Here is a 15,315-nt window from a genome sequence, read left to right as displayed (position 1 = left end):
TCAGTGCACCACCAGCTTGATTTCGTCGTTGCCAGAGGCCGGAACGACACGCATATCGAAGCCGATCATCAATTTTCCATTGACATCCTGCTTGCTCGGATTGACCAGCTGAACCGCCGGCATGAACAACATGACCTTGCCGCCAGGCACCGTACCGTGCATCAGGCCGATTGCCTGAACTGCATTGCTCCGGACCGACGCCATAAAGCTCACTTCCTGCGCGGCAGTCAGGTCAAGCTGCACCTTGCCGTTGGCTTCTCGGTTGGTGATCTCGACCGTTTCGCCACCCAGCAGCGGCGTATGGCTGACTGAATTACCGAGCGATACTTCAAGCCCTTGCGACGGGTAGCCAAGACCACCAGTCAACGTGGGCGTGGCAGCGGTGTAAGTGCAGCCAAAAGTCACATCGCCAGTATTGGCCTCGGTGACGACCAGCGGCGTTTTGAACCCGGACAAAGCCAGTGCAGCAGGCGTTGCCGCAGACAGGCCACCATCAAGCCCTTGCAGCTTGAATGCCATCGCCGGGCGGCCGCCACTGTTCAGCTTGAACGTAACGTCGCCGCGACAGCCCTTGGCGACGTGCTTGACGCCATCGCTGAAGTAATAGACCGATACCGAATCAACGACCGGCGTCAGCAGGTTGTATTCAGTGCGAACGCCCGCCGAGACAGTCTCGGAGAACCCGCAAGCCTTCAGCAGCGGGCCATAGGCCGGCGCAGTGCCGGCCGCGCCGGAGCCTGCCAACTCAACCTCAAAGCTGAGTTCAATGTACGAAGCGCCGAGCAATTCTTCGGACCCGCCCAGATACGGACGAATCAGATCGCGCTTGACGTTTTGTGCTGCCAGCGGCGTGATCTGCGCATTGGACACGAGCAGGGCATTGGTTGCCTCGGACGGCGTCGCATCGGTACCGTAGGTCGATTCAAGCTTGGCCAGGATGGCTGTATTTCGAGTGTAACGACCCATGACTTACTCCTTGACGGGCTTTTCAGTCTTCGCAGGCTGTTCTGCCGGCGCAGGCTTGTTGTTGGATGGTTCGCCAGGACGGCGCGGTGCGTTGTTTTCGGCCATGGGACGCCTCAAAGTTCTCGATAAATGATCTGGATTCGCAGCGTGACTTCTGCGTCGTCGTAGTTTTCAAATGCCCAGTCGACACGTCGGGCTGGCATGACCTGAACGTCGCTGCCCAGCCCAAGCGTGGGCGATGCTTTCAAAATCCCCAGCACATCTGCCAGCACGCTGTCGGCGGCCTGATCAGGCGTTTCACCGGTGGCGTAAATGGCGATAGACGCGGTGAGATTCCAGTCGGAATAGCCCAGCGTTTCACCTTGGTCTTCATCTGCATCCGGACGAATCACAATCGCCGGCAAGGCCGGAAACTGCTCACGGCGGGATCGATAAACACGGCCGGAACATAAGCCGGACAAAGCCTGTTTCAGGGCGGCAAGGACAACTTCACGCTGACTCATTTGAGCCTCGCCACCAGGGCGCCGCGACCGTCCGGCATGACCGATGCGACCCGATATTCAGTGCCGGATATCGACACAACAGAATCAACTGACAGCGCTACAGACTCGGCACAGGAGAACGTAGGCGCGGTATCCGGCACAAGATCGCCAAAGGCAGCGTCAGGAATTTCATCAAAAGTGCCGTCGACCGCAACGCCGTCGATCATCGCTGTCACATTGGCAAACTTCGCCAGACAGGCAGACTTGATGCGCGACTGCATTGCGGCAAACGGCGACGGCATGGTTTAGCCGTTCAGCTTGAGGTTGACCGTGGCATCACCGCCGGCAGCTGCAGCGGCGGCGAAGCCAGCCAGCGTATTGCTGCCTACAGTCGTGGTCAGGTAGTTGTTGGCGGCATCCCAGTACAGCAGATCGCCTTGAGCCGGCGCATCGCCCGCTTTCTTGGCAATGGCGTAGACGCCGGTAACTGCGACGGAGCCGACAGCGCCTGCCGCAATGGCGACCAGCGCGACGGCAAGGCGCTTGCCGACCAGTAATACCTGGCCATTGGTCACCGCAGAGCCTGCGGTGTAGTCAAGGACGTTGCCCGGTTGAACGTATTTCGAAGTCATTTTTGATTCTCCTGGTGTTCAGCAATGGGGCCGGCGTACCGGCCCCGTCTGGTTAGGCGCCGGCCGAGGTCACAGCACCGCGATAGTCGATCGCGCCGATGCCGTAATCGAGGCGCACCTTGTAGCGCGCACCATCAACCGTGAAGCCCTGCTCCATTTCGAGGTACGGATCCTGATTGCCATCGAGGAAGGCCACCTCGATCACCGGCGCATCCATCGCATCGGCAAAGGAGTAGAAGCGCGTGCCGGATAGGCGGGCGGTATCAACGATGTCGCTGTACTGGCCGCGAACCTTGTTCGGCTTCTGGAGTTTGTTGGCGGTATCCGGATCAAACTCGGCGCCGTTGATCACAACGGCATCGCCCTTGGCTGCGGTCGGCACCAGCAGAACGCTCGGACGCAGATCGAGGAAGTCATTGCCGCCAACATTCTTCTGCAGCGCGAACTTGACGCGTACGTCATCGAACACGGAAGAAGAGATCGCGCCGGTAGCAGAAATGTTGCCGTGCGAGGCGTGGAACAGGGTTTGACCATCCTCCAGCAACGGGCCAAGACCGGAATTCAGCGCGAGCAGCGCATACACATCAGCTTCGATCGTGCGCTTGGCAGCGCGGGCCAACATCTGTGCAAGGCCGATGAAGGCGCCCAGATCATCATTGATGATGGCTTGGCGGCTGATGTTGATGATGTTGCCCTTGGTGCCGGCCTTGATCTTGGCGCGTTCACCATCCGGAATCGACTTGTTCTTGAATTCGCCGAGTTCGTTCAGCGCATCCAGATTGCCCAGCGAACCAACGCGATAGCGCGGATGGTCACGGAAATCGGAGACAGAGCCCGTCGAGCAGAAGCGCGACCAGGTATCGGGCGCCGTGGCATAAGCAGCCTGCAGCGTCTTGTGCATGGCGTTTTCCAGAAGAATCGGGAAATCGCTCGTGCCCTGGGTGAAAGCCGAGGCCACAATCTGCATCTTGTCCATGCCATCCGTGCGGATGCCAGCACGAGCCAGCGCGGCGCGGGCCATGTCGAGCAGGGAGTGGGCACGGAACGGGTTCGAGCCGTGCGCCCGGATTTTTTCACCCTTGCTGTTGCGAATGCCGGCGCGGGCTAGAATCGCTTCAACACCGGCTTCGCGCAGCTTGTCAGTTTCGTCAGCGACCGTCACGACATGGTGACCGGCCAGCGGGCTGGACTTGCTGCCCAGGTGAGCCAAGAGCTTGGCGTTGGCGGCCGTTTCATCGCAGCCGGAATCGTTCTGGCACTGCGTCATCAGTGCATTGACGCCTTCGTGCGATGCGAACGCGCCGAAGGAAGCAGCGATGGCGACACGACGAGACTGATCTGCGGCCAATACAGCGGCCTTGATCTCGTCTTCGGTTTTGGCGGTCGGTTGCGGAGCCGCCGGATTCGGATGAGGCATGGATTTCTCCTGAAAGGTTGCGGCGGCTGCCGCAGGGGTGTCTTCCGGTGCAGCCGGATGACGAAAACGGGCGATGGCTTCCGCCGAAACAACGGCGGAGGCAGAAATGGGCAGCGCCGAGACAACGGCGTCGACAAAGCCTTCTTTCAAGGCTTCTTCTGCGGTGTAGTAGTGGTCGACGCCATCGGTCAGCAGGGCCAGCATTTCGTCCTGCGGGCGGCCGGTCTTGGCGGCATAGCTGGTGCTCATGGCTGAAGCCCAGGTATCGAGCACATCGGCGGTTTCGCGCAACTGCTCACTATTGCCGCCGGCATACGTCCAGGGCGCATGAATCATGAGCAGTGCGTTGTCTGCGATCTCGACGGTATCGCCTGCCATGGCGATCAGGCTGGCAATGGACATGGCCATGCCGTCGATACAGGTTGTGACCGTCGCTTTGTGGCGCTTGAGTGCGTTGTAGATTGCCAGGCCGTCAGGAACAGACCCGCCCACAGAGTTAATGCGGACAGTCAGTTGCTCGACATCGAGCGCGGCGATTTCCTTGACGAAATCCTTGGCGGCAATGGTTTCGCCGTACCAGCTTTCGCCGATATCGCCGTAAATGAAGACTTCGGCACTGCTGCCCTGCCCGGCCTGAGCGCGGGGAGCGCGAATGCTGAACCAGCCTTTTTGTGATTGCGACATGCTCGCCTCGTGTTGAATAACTGAGGCGAGTGTCTTGTTTTCACTGTTTCAAGTTCAGGGACGGATGAAACTATCTTCGGCCCAGTGCGCGATAAACCGTAAGCCGGCCGATTCCCCACCGGCGGCAGATTTCGGCCATGTTGCGGCCGTTGAAATCGCGCCGGATGGCGTTGTCGCGCTCGTGACGCTCGCGCACACTGAGCGTTTTGGCGATGTAGATCGATTCACCAGGAAAACGGCGGCGCAGGCCGCGCATCAGCGCGTCGGCAAGCTGGCTGGCTTCTATCTCCGGGATGGTGGCTTCTTCGATGAGAATGCCGGTCAGCTCGGCATGCAGCGCAACAGCATTGTCGGTATCGATGACAGACGATGTAGTGTTCATAGACGGCTATTCCAGTCGTTACTGCCCACCGGCAAGGATTTTGCCCTTGGCGCCGGTGCGGCGGCACGTTGCTCCCTAGTGACTGGCTCCGTTGTCGGTACGTTGCCGACTTCGGTTATTTTTTGATGCTTGAAGGCCGTTATTTTAGCCTCCATTCGGTCCCATTCAGCGCGCGTGGCGCGGTGCAGGCGAAGTTCTGGGTGATGCGCGGCGGCGTAGGCATAGACCCAGGTGTCCAGCGGCTCATTGCGGGCACCACGCTTTTTTTCGAAGCGGTTTTTGCTCGGGTTGTACTGCTCTGAGATCAGGCCGGCGAAATATTCGGATGGCAATTGATCGCTGAAATGAACCAGCCTGGCGTCCTGCGCCTTATCGGCGTCGGTCGACAGCCTTGAGTACAGCAGGTGCTTAATGCCGACGGTGCCAACGTGCTGGATGAGCACGCCGCGCTTGTCGTAGCGGCCCCGCCAATCGACATCCTGCATCTTGCCTTTTGAAAGTACCGGTGCATTGTTCGGCACCGCGCCAAAGATAGCCAGCGAACGGCGAATTTTGTGGATTTTCTCGGCGCTGGATGGATCGACCACACCGGAGCGCACGAAATGTTTGACCGCCTCGGTGCGGTGGCCACCGGCGTCGATACAGGTCGCCTGAATATCCATGACCAGGCCGGATTCATGTTCGATGCCTTTGTTGATCAAGGCGGCCAGAGAAAGCCACACTGCATCATCTGCGGGATCGCCGGGCAGTTCGATGTAATCGATGATCCAGCAGGCCATGCCGCGGCCCCAGCCAACAATCTGCACAGCCAGCCGGTTATCCTGCGTATCGACCCCCGCCGTGATGGCCAGCGTGCCATAAGGTGCAATGCGAAGCTGGTACGGCTCAGCGCGGTCAGCAATGATGTTGTGCTTGACGGCACGCATGGCCGGGTCTTCCCATGGCTCTGCAAGGCGGTCATTGATGAATGTTTTCAGCTTTGCCGGGTCGTTTTGTGCTTCGAGCCACGTTTCAACCAGGTCTGCCCAACGCGGCCCCAGGCCGATCTGGTAGTAAAGCCCATTGATGTGGTAGCCGCGCGTTTTCGCGCCGGGGTTTTCTGGTATCCAGCGGCCTGCAGCGATCATGGCAGTTTTATGGTGCTCATCGATCAGCGATCCGCACTCCCGGCAGACATAGGCTACGCCAGTGCCGCCTGGCCCCCAGCGCAGACCGGACCATTCAAGATGCTGCATTTCGCCACAATGCGGGCAAGGTACAAAGTAGCGGCGCTGGTCTGACTTCAGATAGGCAAATTCAATGCGCGACATGCCGCGAATCTGCGGCGTGCTGATGTACAGACGCTTGTAGGTTGCCGGGAATGCCGATGTTCGGCCTTCGAGTAATGAAACAGGGTCGTCACCTCCCTGAAGGTTGGCCGAGAATTCATCGAGCTCATCAACAATCAGGGTTCTGACCGTGGTCGACTTGAGGCGCGCCGGGCTGCCGGCATGCTCCAGATAAAGCTGGCCGCCGTCAAAATCCTTGAACTCCCGCCGATTACTGCCGTTACGGCTGTCCGTACTGGTCAGCGTGGCGCGAACAGCCGGCGTTTCCTCGATCATCGGGTTCAGCTTCTGGGCAACCCATTTATTCATCGAGACTTCGCCTGGCAAACAGACCATGACCGGCCCCGGGTTATGGTCCATGGTGTAGCCAAGCGCATTGACGGCGACCTCTGTTTTACCGAACTGAATCGGGAACATCAGTGCTACGTCCTTGACCGTCGACCGCGCCGACAGGCAATCCATTGGCTCACGTAATGGCGGATTCCGATCTGTTCTCCAGCGCCCTGGCTCCGCACTTCCCTTGCTCGACAGCCGGCGCTCCAGATCAGACCACTGGCTGACCGTCAGCGGCTTGCGCGGCGCCAACCCGCGGGACATTGCTGCGCAAATCTGGCCGGAGGCAGAGGCGTACATTATTCGCTTCCCTTGCCCAAGGTTGATAGTTGGTGAGACAACTCAGCCAGTAGCATTTCAATGTTGTCGGCTAACAACGCACGGATCATTTGCTCATCGCCAATTGATGCGAGTTGCGGCGCAAGCGCATCCGGGAAGCTTTCCAGACGAGTTCGCAGCGTGACGATTGCACCGCTGACGACCGACAGGACTTCATCTGCTTTCATCAGTTTTCCGCAGCGTTCTTCGTAATCGAGACGCGACAGTTCGGCGGCGTAATGCTCTTTTTTGTCCCGGGCATCTGAAAACACTTTTTCGGTCACAGCAGCCCGTTCCGGCGCGCCATTGCTGCGTGCGATGCTGGCCTTGCTTTCCTCAACCAGCACTTTGTTGTCCCGATCAAGCACTAGACGACCAGCCGACTTCAGGGCAGTGACGTAGCTGCGACCGACGCCGAGAATCCTTGCAAATTCTGCCTGGGATACCGCTTTGGCTTGGTCGCTCATAGCCCGCGCTCCGTCAGCATGTTGTTCAGGTACAGGGGGAAGGCTCTGTTGAATTCAGCAACTGCGACTTTTTCGGCCACGCCGTAGAAATCAAGGCGCTTGCGGTACTTCGGCAGTTGAACAAAGTACATCAGCGCCGTGGCCCCGCCGTGTGACAAATGCGCAACCCTGGCACCGGCCGAACGGTCATAATCCTTGCGCATGTAGATGCCAGGGTGCAGCTTGCCCAACTGCTTGTCGATCACAAACAGTTCGAAGCCGCGCTGCTTCACGCCTTTGACTTTTCGCCCCTTCATGATCTGCATCTTTGTTTTGTCGGTCATGTTCTGGCGCGCCCCGGCGGTTGCCTCGAACCCCTGAAACCATGAAACGATCTGCACGATCTGGGCTGATTTCATGTTTCCGTATTGGTCGCGCTTCGCACCTGGACCAGGAACAATAGCCATGCCGGCAGGCAGTACGCCAACCCGTTGCAGCGCGAGTTCATGGCGCTTGTATTTGCGCTGACCGCCCATGATTTCGGCCAACAGGACCTTCTCGACCGTGACATTGGTTTTGTTGCCCCATTTGTCAAAGTCGATGACGGCTGTCAGTTTGTCGCTATCCAGCTGCCGATAAAGGTCTGCACCAAACTGGTCCGTTGCGCCGGGAACCCTGATGGAACTACCGGCGACGCCGGCCTTCACGTACCTGACCCCGCCTTTGACCCACGGCGTAACGCGATCAAATACGCGGTCCATCTCGCGCTTGACCTCTTCGGATCCGGCATAGGCCGATACATTCAATGCGCTGGCGGCCGCAGCCTTGATTTTCTTTTCAGCCAGCCCACGAAGGCGCGCCTGAATTGCACTGACGCCGAGCACATCAAATGCAAGTTTCATTGCTTGCGCTCCCGCCGCTGCAGGTCTTCGAGACATTCCACCCAGGCTTCGCAGGTTTTTCCGAAGCTGCTCTTGCTGGCATAGGCGCAGCCGGTGCAGATTTCGCCCGGATAGTCGCGGGCTGGCGCTGCAGCAGCATTACGCAGCGCAATATCGCGGAACATTTCTTCATGCTTTTGCGCCAGTTCAACGTCGTCCATTTATTGCTCCTTGAATTCGGCGCAGTTCGCGCCCTTGTCGCTTGGGATTTTCCGAAGCGGATGGCCTTCGCTATAGGCGTATGACAGGTCAGAACGTCCAGAACCGCAGTACCCGGCTGGTGATCCAGAGCGGCACCAGTGCGCACAGGCAGCGCAGGACGGACGCACAGCAGGCTTTTCTTGCTCGGTGCAGCGTGTGCCTACCTCATGCCCGTTTTCGCGCGCCCAGAAGGTTTGCTGACCTTCCATGCCGGCTTTGATAGGCAAGACAACCTGGTCGCCAAAGGCGGCACGGAAGTCGTCAATGAACGCCGTGATGATCGGCATGGCTGTGCGCAGGGGCTTGGTCATGACTATTCCGGGTATGGGTTTTGTATTCCGGGTACCCGGAATTCTCGAAACCGTTGTGGCACAAGAACTATTCCGGGTATTCCGGGTATTCCTTGTGTGTACACGCGGGAGAATATTTATTGAGCGCGTGCGCGAACGTGCACGTGAACGTCGCGCTACACGCACACGGGCGCATAAGCACGGAATACCCGGAATACCCGGAATACCGACCATTTGGTGGGGTTCTTCGGCATTCCGTGCACCCGGAATAGTGGTGTTTTGAACCCGGAATATCATGCCGCTGACCTTTCTTCACGGCCCGACATTGCGGATTGGAACTTTCTGGAACACTCGCCGAGCCATACAGTTGGCTTCGTGCCTACCGGGCAAGCCGTACCGTTTGCCTCCAGGACGTGCTGAGGCGGGAAGACAACCGGCTTGCCAGTCGTTTTTACGCAAACTTCGGTTAGAAATAGCTGCGCTTTTTTCTTTTCCCACCCCTGCTGATGCTCGATCGCGCCAAAAAACTGATTGCTTGGCCGGGGTCTTGACTCCCCATTTGATCGGCACCAGCGAAGATATTCGGCGTAGAGGTCTGTCGATATACAGGGGCATACCGGCAACCCGGCGTCTCCGGCGATCCAGTCATTGACGAACCGCACTTCACTGGCCGCGCTCAAGGCGATCAGCTTTTGTTTCGCCACCGTCATCGGAGGCCGCTTTTTCGGATGGAAGGCGCTGATGTCGAGCGTGATCAGGAAATGATAGAAGGCTTCGATTCCGCCGTTTTCAAGCTCGATATTCACGTCGTCGTAATACGCTTCACTGAGCGCTGGCGGCGTGTAGATAACCAGATGCCGGCGGTCATCGTTATCCAGCGGAAGCGGCTGGTTCTCGTTCGACAGGTAGCAGATGTTGACCTGGTTACGCTGGCGGTAGGCGGCGATGTTCTTCGGGTTGATCCGGATCCATTCGCCGGTGACCAATTCCTTGAGCTCGTTTTTGATGTGCCACATTTCAGCCCGTGTCACGACTTCTTCGGCCAGGATGAACAGCTTCGAGTCTGACCAGTCCGAGTTGAACTTGTCTTCAAGACCGCGCTGGTTAAGCACCGTGGCGTAATCGCCGTAAATCTTGGCAACTGTCTGGAAAACCGTTGATTTGCCGGTGCCTTGCGGGCCGTGCATGATGACCGCGCTGGCCATCTTGGCCCCCGGATTCTGCAGCGGGTAGGCTAGCCAGCAGAGCAGCCACTGGAATACTTCACGGCTGTTACTTTCTTTCCCGCAGAGGTATTCAATCAATTCGAGCAGTTTGTCGCAGCTACCCTCTTTCGGCAGCATCGGCCATCCCTGCCAGGTATTGAGTTTGACGTTGCGGTCTTTTCCGGATGGATCGAATCCGACTTGATCCAGGTAGTAGGCGCCACGACTGACCCAGTATGGGTGCCGCTTGATGTCGTCACCGCGCACGCCGGCCGGCAGCAGAGCCAGCATTTGTGTTTTCTTGGCGACCTTGTTGGTCCATGTGTCAAAGACGTAGTCGCCCGTCCCATCATCCAGCGGGACGAAACGCTCCACCACCTCATCAACCGGGAGCACGGAAACCGCTGCTCGGCGCTCACCCTTTTCCCCTCCCCCCCGTTGGGCATTCCCCGCGGTGCGGGAAGGCGTAGCCGGAGCAAGGTCGATTCCGGCGGCACGCATGGCGGCCTCGAACTGGAGCCGAACGACATCCAGACCTTCGAGGTTATGCAGGTCGTTGAAATCAGTCGGACCTTTGCGGTCGACCGGGCGGTCGACGGTGAAAACAGGGGGAAACCAACTACCGTCGATGGCGGTGGCGGCCTCGTGGCTGCGCTGTTTCCCGGCATTGGATTTTCCGTGCGGCTTGCCACAGTGTTCGCAGTTTTCGTGCTCAACTCGGGTATATGTCCCGCATTCCTTGCACTTCTGCAGCCAGTCATCATCGGCGGCCATGGCCCAGTGCGTTTTGCGGTAGGCAGATTTCAGCACCTTGGCCGCTTTCGGCATGTTTCCGGCATCGAACGCCACCGCAACCGGCTGGCCGCTGGCCATGTGCAAGGACATCGCAGTGGCGTATCCCTCGGCGACCAGACCGCAGCGGCCCGGCGTGCTGCCAATCAGCCAGTAGTTGGCATCTTTTGACAGGCCAGCTGGCCAGTATTCCTTGTCCCGGCCGGTGCGCGAGATCCGTTCTTTATGCACGGCGCGGCTGAGGATGAACTGCAGCCCGAATATTTTCCCGGCCGCATTCTGCATCGGAACGACAAGTGCCCCATGGAATGTGGCCAGGTAACTGTAGTCGTCCTTTTCTGCACCAACCAGAACAACGCCGTCGTTGCTTTCGAAGATGCGCGCACCGCCAGTACCTGTCAGCTTTTTGCGGACCAGGTAATCATGTTCGCCCGGCTCGGCATCGCGGCACTTCCGCCAGACTGCCGACGCCCACTGCGAAGCCTGGTCGATTTCATCCTGACGCTCAGCTTCGGCGCGTTTCTTGTCCTGCGCCTGCTTTTCTCGGATGGCCGCTTTCTGCTCGTCGGTCAGTTCGCGCTTTTGAATGTCCTTGCTGCCACAGCCTGGACAAACCTTCTCGCGAAATCCGATTTCACGACCGCAGCCATTGCAGCGCTTGGTCAGTTCAATCTTCAATGTTCCCGGGTCATCCCCGGAAAACACACCATAGCTGCCGACCAGCATGATCTGGCCCGAAGAATTCATCCATTCATGGATGCGGTACCAGCCGCTCTTCTCTTTCGACCCGCCATCAACCTTGCAGCGCACCGACTTTTTCGAAGTGGCAACCTTGAGCGGCAGGTCGAGGATCAGCCCCGCAGCTTCGAGTTGCTTGACCACGTCATCATAGTTGATCGCGATATTCACGCTGCGACCTCTCCCTTATTGTTCACTATGCTTCCCGCCCACTACCTACACACCAATCGGGGCGCGAATTACCCTCGATAGGGATAGCCCAGGAGGACCCACAAGCTGGCTCATTGATGTTCAGTAGCAACTGAACATCTGCTGCCACTTCGCCCATACGATCCATAGGGGAGCGGGGATTGTTGTTATGCATTCGGGGCACATCGAAGCATTAGCGACTCAACCATTGCCAAGGCTGTAGCAGTGGCGGCTGACGCTTCGGTCAGTTCGCGTTGGGCGCATACCAACTCGTCCTTGGTGGCCCCATCAATCAAGGCCGCAACAGCTGATGTTGCCTCGCCAGATTCTTTCGCGACGGCCTGCAAAACATGAGCAACGCTCGGCACGTCAACTGTTTCAATAGCGCGAACAGATAGCGCTGTTGGCAACAGGATTCGATTGACGCACTCAATACGAAGATCCATTGGCAGAGCAGCAATCACACTTGGCAGAAAGTTCGCCGGCAGATGGTTGCTGTGCTTCGTAACGTCATCGAGCCATCGCATGACGCGATCGCCATTCGATTGCATGCGCCGATGAGCATCGCTGTCGGATTCAAACGTAATCTCAGTCAGCGCATCCTGACCAAGACGGCAATGCACCTCGACAATTGATTCAACAACAGCGGCGATCGACATTCTTTCGCGCTTGCGCCAGGCATCGACAGCATCACGCACAGTTGAAATTAGAGTTTGCGGACGATCACGCATGACATTTACCTCTTTGAGACCTAAAGTGAAGTCAAGAAAAGGCCGGGATCAGCGCTAACTGACCCCGGCAAAAGACCGGAATCCGCGAGGGAGGAAACACGGACCGGGTTTGAGACAAAGGGAAAAACAATGAGCATTTCAAGCAACCTTGGCGGTGCTTCTGATGTAGGCCCAATCAATATCCGGGCGCATCGATTCACAAGAAACGACTCCGGAAGTAGCGCGCTCGATAGCTGGACAATGCGCAGCCGGAATTGGTCGATGGCCGTTTTTCCACTGGGAAACCAGTGGCGGCTCAACACCAATTTCGCTTGCCAATCTAACGACAGCGCCCCGCTCAGAAAGGTATTCGGTCAGGTTCATGCCGTTGACGATAGCAGATGCTATACGCGATAGCAATCGTGAATTTACCTTTTGCTATCGCAAGGAAACAATGCCGCCATGAAATACCCACCCACACCGAACGTCGAAATACTCAGGAAGATGGTCACTGATGCTGGCGGCCCAGCAAAATTCGCCGACCAGCATTCAAAAGATGATGCCGACAAGCAGATCGACGCGACCTATGTGTCTCAAATTCTGAATGGGCATCGGCCATTCAGGGACATCGCCAGGCGAAACATGGCAAAGCGTGCCGGTCTTCCGGAAAACGCTTTTGAAATTCAGTACTCACCCGCAGAACAGGCGCCAAAATCTGTGCATGAGCCTCATCAAATCGATGATGAGGGAAACGACAGGATTGACAGGGTCATTCGCAAACTGCTTACACTGCCAACCAACCATCCTGCCATTCAAGCTGTCGAATGGGCACTACAAAGCATCCCGGACACTGATGTCCGTCCCGCTGGAAAAACTATCGATGTTGAAAAATCGCTGGCCATGCTCCGAGCGAGTCTTTACAAAAATCAAGCCGAAAACGAAAACCACCAAAAGTAACATTGCTGTGATGTAATATTGCGGGGTCTATTACTTTTGGCCTAATCATGGCCGCCCGCCCGTGACAAAAGCCAGATTACGAGTTCACGATCTATCCCGCCGAAACCATCAAGACACCGTCGAAACTATTCTTTCCTGCGCGTCCGATGCACGGAACACTCACGCAGATGGCGTAATCGTCATTCTGGTCGACAAGACAGGGCAACCAAGCGTAAAAATAGGCGGGAAACTGGCAAAGAACGAGGCAGCACTCATGCACCTCGCCAAACTATCCATGTCAGTCATACTGGATCACGATTAACGGGGATAATTTCGCCAAGCAAAGAATAGGCGCCCCAGGGTCGCTCCACGACCCCAGCTCGCAGGACGCTGCTTGCTACTCTCCCGCCCGGGCAATGCCCGGGTTATTTTTTGACTCAATAAAATTGAGTCGCAATTATCAATAAAACATCCACCCATGCCAATTAGACGAAGGTCATATTCAAAGATGGCTTATTAGCCTATTTGCAAGGATTTCCGCCGTTTAAAAGGTAGCGTATCGCTATCATTTTTAACCAGCGTTGCGCTTGTGTTCTGACAATCAAACGACGAATACCATCGCGGCATGACTCGCAATGACATCCGTCTGACCAACTTAATCACCCTGGTTGCCGAACACGGCAGCATTACCAGCCTGGCAGAAGCAGCCGGCGTCAGTGAAAAATATCTCTCGCAAATACTCACAGGAACAAAGCTCCCATCCGGCCGAGTACGGCAAGTCGGCAATAAAATTGCGCGATCACTGGAAAGCGGATCAGGAAGAACAACCGGATGGATGGACCGCGACCACACTTCGCAAAGCGTGATTGTCGACGAAATAACCCTGTCACCAACAGAAGAAGAATTGATCCGATTGTTTAGAGCAGCCACTGCCGCAAAGCGCCGAGCGATGATGGCCGTCGCTCGGCTTTAGCACATAACAATCAGTCGACCGCCTGCCCTGCCCGCCTGAAATTGTCATCATTCTTGCAGTAACCCAAGCACTCAAGGATGAGCGGCGCCAAGCGCAGAATGTTCTCCGGAGCGCCGAGGTTAATCGTATCGCCCGTTGAAAAGCTCAAGCCAGCACGAATGACATCACTACGGCGCTCCGTTGTCATCGGCAGACAACACTGCACGGCAGGCACCTTCTTGTCACCCCAATACCGAACCAGCCAGCGGTTGCTCTTCCCGTTATACAGAGCAGCGTAATAACTTTCGGTATCTTTGCCGACGATCTCATCCTCAGGACCAACGATCTGGCGCAGCACCTCCAGCAGACGCCGTTCAGCGGCCGTTGTAACGATCTTGGCATTTTCAGGATCGACAATATCGCCATCCTCGCGGATCACCGGCGCAGCCTCTGGCTGCACAAACTGGGCAACCGGCTTTGCCGACAATCCGGAAACAACCATTGCAGAAACCGCTAACTCGACAGCCTGCTTAATCAGCGGCGTCAGGCTATCGAGAAACTTGGCATTCAATTGACGTTGCACATTGGCACGGCCAGCTATGTAGCGCACGAACTCGGCGCTCGGCTGCCGTAGCTCAGCGCTGATCAATTCCTGAAACGCCGAGATATAGACACTTTCCTCAGCCAGTGTGCGCAAGGCATCCGGCTGAAATTCATCATGCCGGAAGCGGTATAAACGATTGGCCACGGCATCATCAATGTCAGCAAACGAAAAACTGAAGAATGGCGCGCCATCCATCATGTTTTTGTTGCTCAAATCAGTGAAAAACCGCCACTCAGAGCCGTTTGTGATGGCTGCAACTGCAACTTCCGGCGTCGCATTGAAATAACGCGATAGCTGCGGCGAATGATTCGTCAGGTTTGCCCCAAACGGCTTAGCCTCGATATACATCACCGGAACGTTGTGACAGAAAAGCGCGTAATCGACCCGCTCATTATTCTTCGCACCTGGAAAGTCAGCGCCGTACTCAGCCTTGACTCGCGTCGGATCAAACGGACTAAAACCAAGAATATCGAGCAAAGGCAGGATCAGCGCCTGTTTTGTAGTCTCTTCTGTACTGCAGTGCGCCCCAACACTTTCAACATGCTTGGCATGCGCCAGCAAGCGTTCCTTAAAAGCAATCATGATTCCCCCGGAATAATTGTTCATCGAAGTTATGACAATCGTTTCTTGATGATGCGCTTGCTATCGGAATAACTCAACGCCTCACTTTCGTCATATACGCCATGGCGCCAACCGGTGCTGCCCATAAATCGCGCCCTGAAAAATAGCATTTGCTATTTGATATAGCATTTGCTATCGTTCTGCTATC

17 protein-coding genes are annotated in these 15,315 nt (G+C 56.7%); 2 read left to right on the top strand and 15 right to left on the bottom strand.

Annotation, left to right across the window (positions count from 1 at the left end; all coding sequences use genetic code 11):
* From GBK02_RS09210 to GBK02_RS09145, 14 genes are all read right to left on the bottom strand, one after another.
* Complete coding sequence (locus GBK02_RS09210; RefSeq protein WP_203466389.1) at positions 1–966, bottom strand: phage tail tube protein; 966 nt, start codon at positions 964–966, stop codon at positions 1–3.
* A gap of 113 nt (positions 967–1,079) precedes the next feature.
* Complete coding sequence (locus tag GBK02_RS09205) at positions 1,080–1,469, bottom strand: DUF3168 domain-containing protein (protein WP_203466388.1); 390 nt, start codon at positions 1,467–1,469, stop codon at positions 1,080–1,082.
* The gene (locus GBK02_RS09200; RefSeq protein WP_203466387.1) at positions 1,466–1,750 is read right to left on the bottom strand and encodes a hypothetical protein; all 285 of its coding nucleotides are present in this window, start codon (positions 1,748–1,750) and stop codon (positions 1,466–1,468) included. Before GBK02_RS09200 ends, GBK02_RS09205 begins: the two co-directional genes overlap by 4 nt.
* A gap of 3 nt (positions 1,751–1,753) precedes the next feature.
* On the bottom strand, positions 1,754–2,080 hold the full coding sequence (locus tag GBK02_RS09195; RefSeq protein WP_203466386.1) for a DUF2190 family protein: 327 nt from the start codon (positions 2,078–2,080) through the stop codon (positions 1,754–1,756).
* A gap of 52 nt (positions 2,081–2,132) precedes the next feature.
* Positions 2,133–4,181, bottom strand: coding sequence for a ClpP-like prohead protease/major capsid protein fusion protein (locus tag GBK02_RS09190; protein ID WP_203466385.1), 2,049 nt, complete (start codon positions 4,179–4,181; stop codon positions 2,133–2,135).
* A gap of 70 nt (positions 4,182–4,251) precedes the next feature.
* Positions 4,252–4,563 (bottom strand): Mor transcription activator family protein, encoded by a 312-nt coding sequence (locus GBK02_RS09185; RefSeq protein ID WP_203466384.1) that lies wholly within the window; start codon positions 4,561–4,563, stop codon positions 4,252–4,254.
* Positions 4,560–6,524: a phage terminase large subunit family protein gene (locus GBK02_RS09180; RefSeq protein ID WP_203466383.1), complete on the bottom strand. Its 1,965-nt coding sequence runs from the start codon at positions 6,522–6,524 to the stop codon at positions 4,560–4,562. The genes GBK02_RS09185 and GBK02_RS09180 overlap by 4 nt, the downstream gene beginning before the upstream one ends.
* Positions 6,524–7,009, bottom strand: coding sequence for a DUF1441 family protein (locus tag GBK02_RS09175; RefSeq protein WP_203466382.1), 486 nt, complete (start codon positions 7,007–7,009; stop codon positions 6,524–6,526). Before GBK02_RS09175 ends, GBK02_RS09180 begins: the two co-directional genes overlap by 1 nt.
* Positions 7,006–7,890, bottom strand: coding sequence for a hypothetical protein (locus GBK02_RS09170; protein WP_203466381.1), 885 nt, complete (start codon positions 7,888–7,890; stop codon positions 7,006–7,008). The genes GBK02_RS09175 and GBK02_RS09170 overlap by 4 nt, the downstream gene beginning before the upstream one ends.
* On the bottom strand, positions 7,887–8,090 hold the full coding sequence (locus GBK02_RS09165) for a hypothetical protein (RefSeq protein ID WP_203466380.1): 204 nt from the start codon (positions 8,088–8,090) through the stop codon (positions 7,887–7,889). Before GBK02_RS09165 ends, GBK02_RS09170 begins: the two co-directional genes overlap by 4 nt.
* The gene (locus GBK02_RS09160; protein ID WP_203466379.1) at positions 8,091–8,441 is read right to left on the bottom strand and encodes a hypothetical protein; all 351 of its coding nucleotides are present in this window, start codon (positions 8,439–8,441) and stop codon (positions 8,091–8,093) included.
* A gap of 272 nt (positions 8,442–8,713) precedes the next feature.
* Entirely contained in the window at positions 8,714–11,326 is a 2,613-nt protein-coding gene (locus tag GBK02_RS09155; protein ID WP_203466378.1) for a DUF5906 domain-containing protein, read from the bottom strand.
* Positions 11,327–11,511: 185 nt separating this feature from the next.
* Positions 11,512–12,075: a hypothetical protein gene (locus GBK02_RS09150; RefSeq protein ID WP_203466377.1), complete on the bottom strand. Its 564-nt coding sequence runs from the start codon at positions 12,073–12,075 to the stop codon at positions 11,512–11,514.
* A gap of 138 nt (positions 12,076–12,213) precedes the next feature.
* Positions 12,214–12,438 carry a helix-turn-helix domain-containing protein gene (locus GBK02_RS09145; RefSeq protein ID WP_203466376.1) on the bottom strand — a complete coding sequence of 75 codons (225 nt, stop codon included), beginning with the start codon at positions 12,436–12,438 and terminating at the stop codon, positions 12,214–12,216.
* Positions 12,439–12,516: 78 nt separating this feature from the next.
* On the opposite strand from GBK02_RS09145, the gene GBK02_RS09140 reads away from it, so the two are divergent.
* Positions 12,517–13,011 (top strand): hypothetical protein, encoded by a 495-nt coding sequence (locus GBK02_RS09140; protein ID WP_203466375.1) that lies wholly within the window; start codon positions 12,517–12,519, stop codon positions 13,009–13,011.
* Between the two features lie 604 nt (positions 13,012–13,615).
* A complete protein-coding gene (locus GBK02_RS09135) occupies positions 13,616–13,963 on the top strand; it encodes a hypothetical protein (protein WP_203466374.1) in 348 nt (115 codons plus the stop codon).
* A 10-nt stretch (positions 13,964–13,973) separates the two neighbouring features.
* On the opposite strand, the gene GBK02_RS09130 is transcribed toward GBK02_RS09135, so the two are convergent.
* Positions 13,974–15,128, bottom strand: coding sequence for a type I restriction endonuclease (locus GBK02_RS09130; RefSeq protein ID WP_203466373.1), 1,155 nt, complete (start codon positions 15,126–15,128; stop codon positions 13,974–13,976).
* Between the last annotated feature and the right edge of the window lie 187 nt (positions 15,129–15,315).

Origin of the sequence: Dechloromonas sp. TW-R-39-2 (assembly GCF_016864195.1) — a bacterium.
Taxonomy (GTDB): domain Bacteria; phylum Pseudomonadota; class Gammaproteobacteria; order Burkholderiales; family Rhodocyclaceae; genus Azonexus.
This window is presented reverse-complemented; position numbering and strand designations above follow the sequence as displayed.

Bases quoted from the DNA above. Each gene is read 5' to 3' on its own strand.
- GBK02_RS09210 (WP_203466389.1), bottom strand. From the start codon at position 966: ATGGGTCGTTACACTCGAAATACAGCCATCCTGGCCAAGCTTGAATCG.
- GBK02_RS09205 (WP_203466388.1), bottom strand. From the start codon at position 1,469: ATGAGTCAGCGTGAAGTTGTCCTTGCCGCCCTGAAACAGGCTTTGTCC.
- GBK02_RS09200 (WP_203466387.1), bottom strand. From the start codon at position 1,750: ATGCCGTCGCCGTTTGCCGCAATGCAGTCGCGCATCAAGTCTGCCTGT.
- GBK02_RS09195 (WP_203466386.1), bottom strand. From the start codon at position 2,080: ATGACTTCGAAATACGTTCAACCGGGCAACGTCCTTGACTACACCGCA.
- GBK02_RS09190 (WP_203466385.1), bottom strand. From the start codon at position 4,181: ATGTCGCAATCACAAAAAGGCTGGTTCAGCATTCGCGCTCCCCGCGCT.
- GBK02_RS09185 (WP_203466384.1), bottom strand. From the start codon at position 4,563: ATGAACACTACATCGTCTGTCATCGATACCGACAATGCTGTTGCGCTG.
- GBK02_RS09180 (WP_203466383.1), bottom strand. From the start codon at position 6,524: ATGTACGCCTCTGCCTCCGGCCAGATTTGCGCAGCAATGTCCCGCGGG.
- GBK02_RS09175 (WP_203466382.1), bottom strand. From the start codon at position 7,009: ATGAGCGACCAAGCCAAAGCGGTATCCCAGGCAGAATTTGCAAGGATT.
- GBK02_RS09170 (WP_203466381.1), bottom strand. From the start codon at position 7,890: ATGAAACTTGCATTTGATGTGCTCGGCGTCAGTGCAATTCAGGCGCGC.
- GBK02_RS09165 (WP_203466380.1), bottom strand. From the start codon at position 8,090: ATGGACGACGTTGAACTGGCGCAAAAGCATGAAGAAATGTTCCGCGAT.
- GBK02_RS09160 (WP_203466379.1), bottom strand. From the start codon at position 8,441: ATGACCAAGCCCCTGCGCACAGCCATGCCGATCATCACGGCGTTCATT.
- GBK02_RS09150 (WP_203466377.1), bottom strand. From the start codon at position 12,075: ATGCGTGATCGTCCGCAAACTCTAATTTCAACTGTGCGTGATGCTGTC.
- GBK02_RS09145 (WP_203466376.1), bottom strand. From the start codon at position 12,438: ATGAACCTGACCGAATACCTTTCTGAGCGGGGCGCTGTCGTTAGATTG.
- GBK02_RS09140 (WP_203466375.1), top strand. From the start codon at position 12,517: ATGAAATACCCACCCACACCGAACGTCGAAATACTCAGGAAGATGGTC.
- GBK02_RS09135 (WP_203466374.1), top strand. From the start codon at position 13,616: ATGACTCGCAATGACATCCGTCTGACCAACTTAATCACCCTGGTTGCC.
- GBK02_RS09130 (WP_203466373.1), bottom strand. From the start codon at position 15,128: ATGATTGCTTTTAAGGAACGCTTGCTGGCGCATGCCAAGCATGTTGAA.